General features: G+C 46.4%; 8 protein-coding genes and 2 pseudogenes. 4 read left to right on the forward strand and 6 right to left on the reverse strand.

The annotated features are described in order from the left end of the window. Nucleotide 1 precedes the first annotated feature (1 nt). A complete protein-coding gene (locus C468_RS00655) occupies nucleotides 2-1,132 on the reverse strand; it encodes a glycosyltransferase family 4 protein (protein ID WP_008846927.1) in 1,131 nt (376 codons plus the stop codon). Nucleotides 1,133-1,251: 119 nt separating this feature from the next. Between C468_RS00655 and C468_RS17845 the strand changes: the two genes are divergently transcribed. Both C468_RS17845 and C468_RS17150 read left to right on the forward strand, forming a co-directional pair. Then, complete coding sequence (locus C468_RS17845; RefSeq protein WP_152422826.1) at nucleotides 1,252-2,190, forward strand: hypothetical protein; 939 nt, start codon at nucleotides 1,252-1,254, stop codon at nucleotides 2,188-2,190. A 267-nt stretch (nucleotides 2,191-2,457) separates the two neighbouring features. Continuing rightward, entirely contained in the window at nucleotides 2,458-3,585 is a 1,128-nt protein-coding gene (locus tag C468_RS17150) for a glycosyltransferase (protein WP_080510552.1), read from the forward strand. Nucleotides 3,586-3,635: 50 nt separating this feature from the next. Here the strand turns inward: C468_RS17150 and C468_RS17155 are convergent, their stop codons facing one another. Beyond that, nucleotides 3,636-4,673, reverse strand: coding sequence for a glycosyltransferase family 4 protein (locus C468_RS17155; protein ID WP_008846929.1), 1,038 nt, complete (start codon nucleotides 4,671-4,673; stop codon nucleotides 3,636-3,638). Nucleotides 4,674-4,765: 92 nt separating this feature from the next. Further along, the gene (locus C468_RS17850) at nucleotides 4,766-6,253 is read right to left on the reverse strand and encodes a hypothetical protein (protein WP_152422827.1); all 1,488 of its coding nucleotides are present in this window, start codon (nucleotides 6,251-6,253) and stop codon (nucleotides 4,766-4,768) included. A gap of 491 nt (nucleotides 6,254-6,744) precedes the next feature. Here C468_RS17850 and C468_RS00660 point away from each other — a divergent pair, with 491 nt between their 5' ends. Further along, nucleotides 6,745-7,629 (forward strand): IS1595 family transposase, encoded by an 885-nt coding sequence (locus tag C468_RS00660; RefSeq protein ID WP_008846930.1) that lies wholly within the window; start codon nucleotides 6,745-6,747, stop codon nucleotides 7,627-7,629. Nucleotides 7,630-7,826: 197 nt separating this feature from the next. Here C468_RS00660 and C468_RS00665 read toward each other — a convergent pair. Then, a pseudogene (locus C468_RS00665) lies at nucleotides 7,827-8,725 on the reverse strand (ISH3 family transposase); the annotation flags it as partial. Here C468_RS00665 and C468_RS17160 point away from each other — a divergent pair. After that, nucleotides 8,708-9,267, forward strand: a pseudogene (locus tag C468_RS17160) (IS5/IS1182 family transposase); the annotation flags it as partial. The pseudogenes C468_RS00665 and C468_RS17160 sit on opposite strands and share 18 nt — an antisense overlap. A 76-nt stretch (nucleotides 9,268-9,343) precedes the next feature. Here the strand turns inward: C468_RS17160 and C468_RS17165 are convergent. Both C468_RS17165 and C468_RS17170 read right to left on the reverse strand, forming a co-directional pair. Next, complete coding sequence (locus tag C468_RS17165) at nucleotides 9,344-10,657, reverse strand: polysaccharide pyruvyl transferase family protein (protein ID WP_161609708.1); 1,314 nt, start codon at nucleotides 10,655-10,657, stop codon at nucleotides 9,344-9,346. Between the two features lie 50 nt (nucleotides 10,658-10,707). Further along, complete coding sequence (locus C468_RS17170) at nucleotides 10,708-12,168, reverse strand: oligosaccharide flippase family protein (RefSeq protein WP_152422828.1); 1,461 nt, start codon at nucleotides 12,166-12,168, stop codon at nucleotides 10,708-10,710. Nucleotides 12,169-12,427: the final 259 nt, after the last annotated feature.

Below are 12,427 nucleotides of genomic sequence, written 5' to 3' on the forward strand. Positions count from 1 at the left end.
ATTAGCTTGCGTCGACATCGCGCGCCTCGACCTCGGATCGATCGGCATGGTCGGCGTGTACGCCGATAGTCTCCGCGAGCTTCGCCTCGAAGTCATTCTGGTTACCGTCCATCGCCAACACCGCGTTCTCGATCGACCGGACTGCCGGGATCGAGTCGTACGCGACGATGGTGGTCCCGAACCGGTTCGCCTCCGAGAGCGGCAGTCCCCACCCCTCGGATAGTGAGCACGTCGCGTAGACATCGCTGCGGTCGTAGAACCCGGCGAGGGTCTCGTCGTCGACGAATCCGGTGAAGATCACGTCATCGCTCGCCTTCTCGCGCACGGTCGTGGAGTACTCGTCCATGTTCTCCTTGCCGACCAACACGAGTTTGTATCCTTCTTCGGCGTCGGTGGCTGTCTCGAACGATTCGACGAGCTTGTCGATGCTCTTGCGCGGCGTGATGCGACCGACGTGTAACACCACCGTGTCCGTCGGATCGATGTCGTACCGATCTTCGATCGTCTCTTTCGAGGCCACCTCCTCAAACCGCGAGTCGGGGACAGTGTTCGGGACGTAGATGGCGTCGCGACCAGTCTTCGACGCGATGTACGACCGTGATTCCTCGCTGACGGCACAGACGTAGTCCGCGCGACTTACCGTGAAATTGGTCGTCTCCATGTGGTGTTGGGCCTTTGCCCAGACCTTCGCGACGCCGTCGAAGAGGTCGTCGGAGGACTGAGAGGGGTGCGACCAGAACGCGTACGTGGTCTCTTTCGTCCGCGAGGCGAGGTAGCTCAGAATCGAGAAGGGGAATCGGTGGGTGATGACCAGGTCAATGTCAGCCATCCGGGAGAGGAAGCGCCATCCGTCCGGCACAATCGGGGTGAGGAGTTTGTCAAGCTCCTTGTACGGCGTCGTCTCGAAGCGGCCGAGCTCGTGAAGGGTGACACCGTCTGGGGCGTCCTTATCCCCAGTCAGCGTGTTGATCTCGACATCAAATCCTTCTTTGGTGAGCGCAAGTGCCTGCTGTTCGACCACTCTGGCGATACCGCCCGTGTCCGTGTACGACGTCCCACAGATTGCGATGGAATTGACGCTTCTCGGGACCGCTTCAACGAAATCGACGACGGAGTCGTAGTGATTTTTCATTAATGCTGTTGATATCGAGTTCTATTGTTTAGTACTAACAAATAATTTCGGACGTTTCATTGAACACTACACTTATAATGTGTTAATCTGTAACTACACATTAGTTAGCAACACCTAACATGAACTATAAAAAAATACATTCTTTTATGAATGGGATAAAAAAGAGGACAAATATAAATGGATTTTTGTGGGGCAGTTCCCAAATATATCAGGAAGTATTTGTGCGGAATATATCTAGAGATATTTTTGATTATAACGATGAACACATCCTCGAGAGAGATTTTGATGTTCTATTACTACTCGACGCTTGTCGACCAGATACATTTAGGGAGGTTATGTCAGAATACGATTTCATAAACCAAGATTCATTTGAAACATATGTATCCGTAGCTGGTGATTCTACACAGTGGTTACAACGAACGATTACTCCCGAATATGATTTCTCTAATATTGCATATGTTACCGGAAATCCACACTCAGATATCGCCGTGGGGTCACACGATTTCAAAACATACGACGAAGTGTGGAAGTATGCGTGGGACGACCAGTTAGGAACTATTCCCCCAAGATCGTTAACAGACAGAGCAATCGACACATGGCGGACAGACTCCCCAGACCAGATGATTGTACATTATATGCAGCCACATTTTCCCTCGATAACGCATCCGGAGCTTGGATCCGGCATCGACATTGAGCGTATAGGGAAAGCATGGAAAGGAAATATCTGGGATAAGCTCAGAGATGGGTTAGTTGACCACAACGAAGTATGGGAAGCATATGTTGGTAATTTACGACACGTTCTAGACGATATTGAAACCTTAGTAAATAATTTGGATGCTAATAATGTGGTTGTGAGTGCTGATCACGCAAATGCCTTCGGTGAACGCGGTTACTACGGGCACGGTGATTTTAGAGTTCCTAGCGTTCGGCGAGTACCATGGGTTGAAGTGGACGCCAGAGACAGGATGAGTTATCAACCCGACCTATATCCGGTTGATAATGAGATATCTGACGACGAAATCACGGATCGATTAGAGTCACTTGGATATCTTGAGTGAGGGGTTTTCATAACCTTGTGATCTTATTTACGAATTCCGCACTACGGCTATCATGGCCTCTAATTTCTCTCGGAATATACAGGAATTAAATAAGCATCGAACGCATCCTTCGAGAACTAGACTGACCAATTTTCAAACTACTTTAGCCGTGCCAAAGCAGAAACCGACGAAAATCTATTTGAGTGTTTGCCTTCGCATAGAACTAGCTTGTCTGAACACTGCCTGTATCCCCAATATATATTGCCGACTGTCTTGTGTCTTAACAACATGAACTCCCCTCGCGAGATTGTACTTTTTACTCCAACACTTGATGCAGCAGGAGGGATAGAACGGAATAGTGTAAATCTCGCGAATGCACTCTCGGAGCATCTGCGTGTAATTATTCTCACTCCACAAGGCGAGTCGAGTGGGCCATTAACTGATGAGCTTTCTTCGGATGTCCAGGTTGACGAACTGTCCTCACCGATGATGAGAGGCATAGGAGTGTTGGCCACCGTACCAAGTCTCATACGATATTTTGAGGAGTACCAACCGGACGGTATCATATCCGGACTAAGACATGCTAATCTTGCTATTCAGATAGCGCTTAGAGCGGTACCTGAAGACATCCCGTTGGTCCTCACGTTTCACAACGATGCGAACAGACTCACCCAAGACCGGGATCGATTCAGGCGGTATCGATCGGGTGCGATTTTTAGGGGGATATCTTTACTTCGGGAGGATGACGAGCGTTGGGTGGGCGTGTCTAAGGGTGTCTCAGACAGTATAATTGATCAGACAGGGGTCTCACCGGATACCATAACACATATATATAACCCAGTAGTTACCGAACGGCTGCTTAATTCGGACTTTGATCCACCACAGCATCCATGGCTTACTTCAGAACACGAGATCCCGGTAGTTCTAGGAGCAAAGCCACAACCACAAAAGAACCTTACACTGCTACTCGAGGCTGTAGCGTTATTAGACTGTGAACTGCGAGTGATAATTGTTGGACAGGGTGGCCAGACTGAAGAATTGGAACAGAAGGCCCAAGAGCTCGATATCGCAGACGAAGTAGATATTCTCGGTTTAGTTGATGAGATCTATCCGTATTTATATCACGCAGATGCCTTTGCGCTGACGAGTAATTGGGAGGGATTATCTAATATATTAATTGAAGCAATGGCATGTGGAACTCAAGTAGTCTCTACTGATTGTCCCAGTGGTCCTAGTGAGATTCTACAGGATGGCGAGATTGGCTATTTGGTCGAGGAGGGAGACGCTAGCGCAGTCGCAGAGGGACTAAATAACGCTATTGACGATCCGTACGATCCTACAGCTTTGCGTAACCGTGCACAGGACTTCTCTGACGTTACATCGGCGGAACAATATCTAGATGTTATTTATGAATAACAGTTAGGTGACTGTCTTGTATAATAAATTTTGGACTCTTCTGTAAGAACTCAGATCTCTGTAATAATCGTATTGAACTCCTCTCTGAATTTTCTCTTTCGCGATTCAGGATCAAATCGTGCTCCAATCTCATTAGCATGTTTCGAGAAATTCTTCCGTTTATTTAAATTCTGATTGAACCACCAATCAATTCCATGGGCTAACTGTTTCGGGTCAGCTTTCACAACTAGATCTTCCGACATCTTACTAACCTCTGATTTCGTTCCAGTCGTTTCGGTCACAATTGCTGGCGTGCCTGATCTAAGCGACTCCAATACAGTTACTGGGAAAGCATCTACTCGAGACGGTTGAACATAGAGTCCACTCTTCCCGTATTCAGCAGCTAAATCATCAACATAGCCCAGTACTTCAACTCCGTTTACAGACTCGTATTCCTCCGGATGATCGTTCCCAATAATATGTAACTCTGCGTCTGAGTGTTTTTTGTGAATCTTTTTCCAAGCTTCGACTAACAAGTCTACGCCCTTGTAACTTGCCGGGCGGCCAACGGTGCTCACGATCTTTGAATCGGGTGTCGATGAAAGCCCGCCCAGATCGTCAAATAATGGTCTTTGGATATACGGGTGTGCAACGCGAATAGGAGTGTTATCACCAATTAGACGCTTCAGATACTGCCTCATGAACTCTGAAACGGCAATCACACCGTCAACACTGTATCTCAGAATACGGCTAACTGCGGGTAGTCCGTAGCTTCCAACGATCGATTTTAATCGTGTATAAAAGGAATGGACATCAATCTCACTTTCAATTAGTTGGTAGAGGCGGTGTTCAGCACACAGATATATTAGTGAGGCATCAGATAATGTCTTAGCGACTAAGCCAGCATAGAGAGGACGAGCCCCTTCTGCGATGAGAACATCGTATCCATCTATTTGGCTACCCATCTGAAATTCGCTAATGAACGAATCAACTGAATGTGGAGTTGTGCCAGTTTTTGAGCAACTGACGAGATCAGCATCTATTGCTTCTGCAAAGCCGCGATGAGCTGGATGAATATCGTTGCCTAAATGGAGGATTGCGGTATCCATTGATACTCATATTTGAGATACTATCATATAAAACAGTATCTGGATGTTCATTTTGTGTCATGATCATACTCAATCTCATAGATTATATATTGCTAAGGGCTAAATTCGTGTTCAATCTCCCAAGAATTACCATTATATATAACTTTTGCCGGATTGCCAGTCTCGGCGGGATCCCAGCCTTCCCCAGACGCGATAACCTCAGAGTATTTTTTTGGGGTATCTGGCTTAGAATCCGCTGTAGGTAGTTGTATCCGCATATCCATTCCCTCAACCCCCCCAAACTGTAATTGACCATCAAAATCAGGAGCTATATTGTATATCCCCGTATTATAATCGCCAGTTACTGTAATGCTATTATTTGAGGAGGAGAAAAATAACAGCTCTGCACGATCATTCTGTTGTATTTTAACATCCATGTTGGGGTAAAAGAAGGTTGACCCCCCGACCGGTTGGTTGATTTCCATTTCTATTCCATCACTACCTCCCATAGAAGGAGCTAGGAACACAAGATTATCTATCCCTCTGTTCAAGTTGTCTCCTTTCAATCCTAAGCGCAGGTCAATAGGTCCCCCTTCGCATGAGAATCCACCTAAGAACCCTCTAGTGGCCCCTAAGAGTGTAACTGTTGCGCCGTTAGGGTTCTCTCCATCTCGGTTATTAAAAGTAGCACCGCCAGAAATACTAAATGCGCCAGATTGAATTAGAGTATTATCTTCGCCCTTTTGTGTTCTCCATGCCCCACCATACATCGCAAAGGTAGCACCTTGAGTGTAGATGGAAGGCCATACTTCTTTTTCGGCTACAGTTAGAGACTGTTGTTCACCACCGAGATTTCTATTGTCGCAGTGGATTAATTTATGTCGGCCCGCCCAAATAATCCACGGCCCACCTCTACTCGATACGTTCTCAATCCATCCTCTTGCTGGTCTCCCGGCTGGGTCTGCGGTTCCACCGTCAAAATCTGGTCGTCCAAGATCAATACACGGTCCTGTATCTAGACCTCCCTGTATTCTAAAATTTTGTAGGAAAAATCGGCTTGTAGTGTTCCCCTTCTCTACGGTTATTACTGGCGACCCATCACCTAAGTCATTAATTTGAGGTCTACCATCTTGCGCCATTCCCCGAAGTCTAAAAGGATTACCAGCTGTTTGAAACTCACCATCAGGATTGGGTGGAATTACAATATTATTTTCATCAACATCTTCGCATAACCAGATGTCTCTGTAACCAGCGTCAATAGCATCTTGTATCTTGTTATATGCCTGTGGTTCAGAAGGTGCAACGATCGCAAACCCTGGGCCCTTATTGAATGCTTCTCCGAATGTTATCTCTTTTGATTCTAGTTTATTTATTTTTCTACTGGCTAAAATCCACGAGTTTCCATCTCCGTAGTAAATTGCGCCAGAGTCTGTTGCTTCATACTTTGTGCCTTTTTTTGGGTCATAATTTGATTTGTTGGCTTCTGTGTCTCTAATTTCAACATCTATATCGAGTTTTTCAAAGTTTTCATTTAGAGGGATGTGCCATTCTGATTCGCCTTCGCTAGGTGTATTGAATCTATGGTTTGGTGTTTCAGTCATCTACCTACATGAATAAAGACCGAGTATATAAATGTACGCGTCTCAGTAGGAGATTATTGATGCCGTTGAGCTTTCACCGTCGTATTAAAACAGACAACAACACCGTGGAAGCAATATTCGACAATGTGATTCTACTTAATATGTTTGGGTCGGAATCGGCCGCAAACGACGTGTTCCAACTGCTCTACTAAAAATAGAAGACAGCGACGGGATCCTCCCGTAACAATTTGAAAAAATGAGGTCGAGAAAGCGATTATGAGCGTCGCGTACTCGACTTCGTTGAGACAGCACTGCGTGTAGCTAAACAAGTACGCTCTTCGGAAGTAGATTGTTGGTCAGGTAGAGCTGTCGCTGTGGAAGCGTAGCGGGCAAGGGTGACGCGAACGCGTCACCCGAATGCNCGCTCTTCGGAAGTAGATTGTTGGTCAGGTAGAGCTGTCGCTGTGGAAGCGTAGCGGGCAAGGGTGACGCGAACGCGTCACCCGAATGCAATGTTCCCATTTGAATTGCTGAGTTCAGAGGCAAGCGCCGCGAACCTGCTGGAGCAGGTTCGCTGGCGCGAGGGCCTCTGTTGCCCGCGCTGCCGGTCTGAGTCGGTGATCAAACACGGCAGCTATCGAGAGTATCAACGGTATCTCTGTAAGGATTGCGACCGCACGTTCAACGATAAGACCGGCACGATCTTCGCGCACGCAAAGATCGGTCTCGACAAGTTGTTGTTCGCGTTCTACTCGTTCCTCCGGTTCAACACGAGTATCCGCCAGTTAGACGCTGAAATTGATGTTTCGTATCGCTCGCTCCGCCGGCGCGTCGAGCAGTTCGCCAGAACGCTCGACGCGCCAGCCATCTCTCTCGTTGGCCCGGCCGAGATCGACGAGTTCTACGTCTCTGCCGGGAAGAAAGGCCGCGAGCGCGACTCTCGGTCGCGCTCTCGCGGCCTCTCTCGACGCGGACGGGGAACGTATGATCAAGACAAACCACCCGTGTTCGTCCTCGTGGATCGCGGCAGCGGTCAGCGATACGTCATTCCGGCGAAATCCGCCGACGAAGCGACGATGCGACTCCTTCTCGGCAACCACGAGAAGGAGTCGCTGACCGTGTATACTGACGGATTTCGGGCCTACGATCCACTTAACGATGACGAGAGCTTCCACCGAGAATCAGTAATTCACGGCGACGGCGAGTACGTTGATGGAGACGCGCACGTGAACACGTGCGAGAGCCACGCGTCGCTGGCGCGACGGTGGCTCTCGCCGCATCGAGGCGTCTCAAAGGACAAACTGACAGCGTATCTCAGACCGCTCCAGCTTCGGCGACGAATCCTCCGTAAACCGGGTCGAGAGGCGTTGAAAGAGATTGTCCAAGCAGTTCTCTGACTCACCAACAATGTACTTCATAAGAGCGAAACAAGTATCAGTACCTCACAAAACATCCTCGGCTAGCTGTTTCTGCGACCTGAGTTCTGTGTCGAGTTACGGACAGATCGATGGAGAGTTGTCGCTGTCGGCAGCGGCCAGCCGCCGCCGACAGCGACAGCGTTGCCACTCGCTCTGCTGGTTTGCTCGGTCGGTGGTTAGCGGTTGAATCGGTCGTCAGGTGGCCGATCCGCGGGGACGGCCCTCGCGACGCGCCGGGCTGTCCACGCAGCTCGTCAAACCATATTGACGAACTCCTTGTACGGCCACCAACAGAGGCGACGCCTCGCCGAGGCGGGCGTCGCCACATATTTGTGGTGAAGGTACCGTCAGACGTTCTGTGAAAAAAGACTCACCACGACGTACAGCAGCCGTACCGTTGGAACTCGTGTTGTCGTTGTCGCTTGCTCAAACGACCGATAGCTTGACTCGATACCGAAGCGTTTCGAGTAGTGGTATCGAGCGTCCTGTAGTGAGTCGATGAACGGCGGCGTAGCCGTGACGCGCCACGCCGTTCTCGTCGTACTTCCCGTTCAGGTACGTACAGTCGATGTAGACGGGAAACTCGACGGTCCAGCTGTGACCGTCGAGTTTCCCTGTCAGATCGTGCTGAATGACGCGACTCCATCGTTCCGAGAGCTCTTGCTGAATCATCTCACCCCACCGGATGATCGGGATCACGCACGCGTAATTGCGCGCCTGAAGCAGCGTGAGACACTTGCTGTCCTAGAATCCGCGATCAAGGTAGCCAGCCTTGACTATGGTGTCAAGGCCGTCGAGGACACCAAAGAACTCAGCGAGGACACTGCTGGCGGTATCGCCGTCTCCGAGACGGCGATACCGCCAGCGTGTAGTGTTTGTTCTTTACGCGCGCGTAGAGTGTGGCGTAGGCGTGGAACGCAGTAGTTCCACACTTTGCTACCGGGTGACAGAGGTCGTCTGTGTCGTCTTCGTCACCATAGTAGGGCCGCAGGTGGAAGTCTGCGCAGACCTCCGCCTGCTCAGAGAGCAGTTCATCGAGATCCTTTTCGAGGAGCGTATTAGCGACTCGTTCGATCGATACAAGATACACATCTGGCGGGCGTTGCTGCGCTGAAACGCGCAACAACACCCGCAATCTGGCCACTTCGCACTCGACAGCAGGTTCTTCAATCGGTTCCACGCTTCAGAGTACTATTGCCAGTGGAGAAAACAGAGAGTAAAGATCATCAAAGAGACAACATTAACCGGTACAGAGTCGCTGGCGGTACTAGACGTTCACTGCTGTATCAAGCGTGAGCATGACACGAAGACTGGCCCGCGGGTCGTCCGCCGGAACGCGGACGACCTGTGGGCCGTTTGCCGACAATAGTTTTCAGGACTGGTACTCCGAATACGAGATTACCGCATTAGATGTTGAGTACCTCGTTCACGTGGATCAACTCCAAATCAGCCGCCAACACCGCGCTCATTCGAAAAAAAGGCTATACACAGCGATGGATGTCAAAAACTTCCTACTCAACAGTCAAGCGAACGCAGGACTTCGCCCTGCGTTCGCAGTTCTGGTACCGACAGTTCCGTGAGATCATCCTCTCGTTCACACGCTACAACCTCAAGTAGCTCGTCAAAACACTATGATCTCGCTTCCTTACCGCATTTTCAATAGAGCACCCTAGTCAGCTATAATTAAATAGAATTAAGATTGTGCGTGTTTATTAACAATTTCTACATTTTTTCTCGCCAATTTACGCAGTCTTTGTATTTTTTTCGTCATAGTTTGTAGATATTCTTGTTCATTCCTAATAATGTTGTCAAGCATAATCTGCAGATCGTTTTTATTTGTTTTTTCGATTGGAATAACGTATTTATCTAAATTGACACGCTGCATTAAATCTATTGACTTAGGTAAGTATGCAATACTAATAGTTGGAACACCCATTTCCATTGAAAAGATCGTAGAATGCATCCGCGTTCCAACGAATAAGTCCATCTTACCTATTAAATGTTTTAGATTTCTGGGTGGGATATCAGATCTCAAATTAGTAATGTCGCTTTCACAACTGCTCATATCGATGATCCTTTCAGCCTCAGCAGAATCTTGCTCTGTATGATTGAAAAAATAAATGTGATCGGCATATTCGGAGTTTATATAGTCTACAAATTTAGACAGCTGCTGACGGTAATTTTTTCTTTTTTTATTCGGATTCTTCGAATTGGGATAACGCCAATTTCTAACAGTTATTCCAACAGAGAAACCAGAATTATTAATATCGTTATTTATATCTTTGATATTGCTTGTGTATTCTGGCTCAAATAGAAATGCAGCATCGGCAGTTACCTCTATCTTTGGGGAAGTAACACCCATAGATTCTAGATTTTCTTTTGAAATATTGTCTCGAACAGTTATATAGTCAACATTTTGTAAAACAGACGCCGCTAATTCTCGAACCAGTTTGTTATCAAAAGGACCGATAGATTGCGCGTATATCACAACAGGGGTGTTACTGAGTGTTGCAATTTTTAATGAATACAAATGAACCAAGCTCTCAATTGATCCTAAGAGAAATCCACCGCCAACACTTACTATAACATCTGACTCCTGTAATTGGCTGATAAGCTCTTCTTCTTTGGAACTCAAGAAAATACTCTCGGAGAGAGGTCCATTGTTTGATTGTATAGAATTAATCAGGTAAGGTAACTTGGTCACAGATTCCAACAGGTTTTCTGGGTACGGACTAAAATTTCCGAACTTCTCACAACGTCTTCCCTTCCAGAGACGATCAAACACTCTACAATTTTTATATATATCTTGATCTAACTCAGGGTGCCAACTTTCGATAGCAATCTCTACATCACCCAGTTCCTTATTCAAAGCGTCTAACATACTCAAGACAATAGCAGAATCTCCTTTATTACTGTACCCAAAAACATTAGTTATGGTTATATTCACTGTATCATCATCAGTTACTGACGAATCTAGCTTTTTACCACACATTAGATTCTTCCACATCCTACTCACAATTAAACCTAGCATAATAAAAGTATCTGTATTTGAGATGACTACGACACAGATACTTTTGATGAGAACTTTCCAATAATTGGTTTAGTCATTTGCCAAATCGCTGTCCGAGTCGGACTGTATATCAATATTCCAATTACATATATAATTACCCCAAATAAAACTACAAAGATTAGGTCGGGGATTGTATTAATTACTATTATTGATGAAGTAATATAAACCAGAAGCATCATTACGAGGGAAACAACTGCGCTCCAAGCTGCCTGAAATAGTGGAAGATCGATTTTTATAAATTTGTTTAGATAGCGAGCATGTAGAATAGTATTTAAACCAAAAGATATCGTTGTAGCGGCGGCTGCACCAATAATACCAAATTCAAAGATCAATACAATATTAAGTATTATGTTAACTATTATACTAGTGATTGTCGCATATGCAGACAGTTCTGGACGATCAATAGCCATCAGTGGTCGTGCAAAGACCCCATACAGTGATTGGATAACCTTTTCTCCAGAGAAAATAATCAGGACCAACCACGCAACGGTGAATTCACTACCAAACAGCACGCGAAGGAGGTCTTTAGAAAGAACGATAGTACCTGCAAATGCTGGAATTACAACAAGCAACGAGGGAAGAGCTGCCTTTGGGATAACCTCCTCAATACGATCGGTGGCGCCTTCAGCATCCCATTGACTAAATTGAGGAAAGATAGTTGTTTCAATAGAACGGCTAATCATCAACGCGAGTAGAGATAGTCTCCAAGCATTCTCATAGGCCCCGATCTCACCACGCGTAATATTTCCCACTTCAGTTAAAAATAGAGTCAAAATTAATATGTCGATCCAACTATATACTGTTCCGCCTATAGATGGTACCACACTATATTTACCATAATCAAATAGCGATCGGCAAGCATTAATCGAGGGATAGCCAACATTTGTTTCGACTTTCCACCAAGATATTACAAGCGTAAGAATTGTACCAAAAAGGTGACCATATACAAGAGCAGAGACACCATATCCTTGGATATACAGATAATATCCTACAGTAAGCCAGCTTAACGGATGGATAGTTTGTATGAGAGCCGTCTCACCAACTCGGAGCTCACCACGGAGAACCCTCATACCAAGGCCAGCTCCTTGATCTATCACCAGTATTAATACTAGTATATAGCCGAGTTCTGCACCTAAGTATTGATTGATATAGTTATTTGCTAGCAATAATAACACACTAGGTACAATTATAATAACTGATTTTAGCAGGATAGCTGACGCAAGATACGTATCACGATCCTTTCCTTCACTAATTCGTTTTTCAGCAGCACTTTCAATCCCAAGATCTGTTGGAATGCTCAGTATTCCAATGAAAGCTATAAAGCCATAGTATGTTCCCAAGGGTGATGCCCCTGCCTCTCTCGAAAAAATGATTACAGCTAGAAAACCTCCAATAGATTTTATAACTTTAGATATAAACATCTTGACACTTGCTCCAACTAAGTTCATGTTTACTATGCTATCAGCATCCAGTTATAAAAAAGTGGTTTCAGTATAAGTCTTTCATTACTTTATTAGATCTTTTAGTTCGCGTCACATTCTCCGATAGATCGCATTCTGTGTCACCGAATCCTGCCTCAGTCGTCGGTTCCGTATGAGTAACTCTATCAGTCGAAGGCGATTCAGCACAGATCGTACCGTACGTCGCGCTTGTCGACCTCAACCCGTTTGATATGAAAAGTCTGCCACCGTAGCTGAACAGCTCAAT

This window comes from Halorubrum kocurii JCM 14978 (assembly GCF_000337355.1).
GTDB lineage: Archaea > Halobacteriota > Halobacteria > Halobacteriales > Haloferacaceae > Halorubrum > Halorubrum kocurii.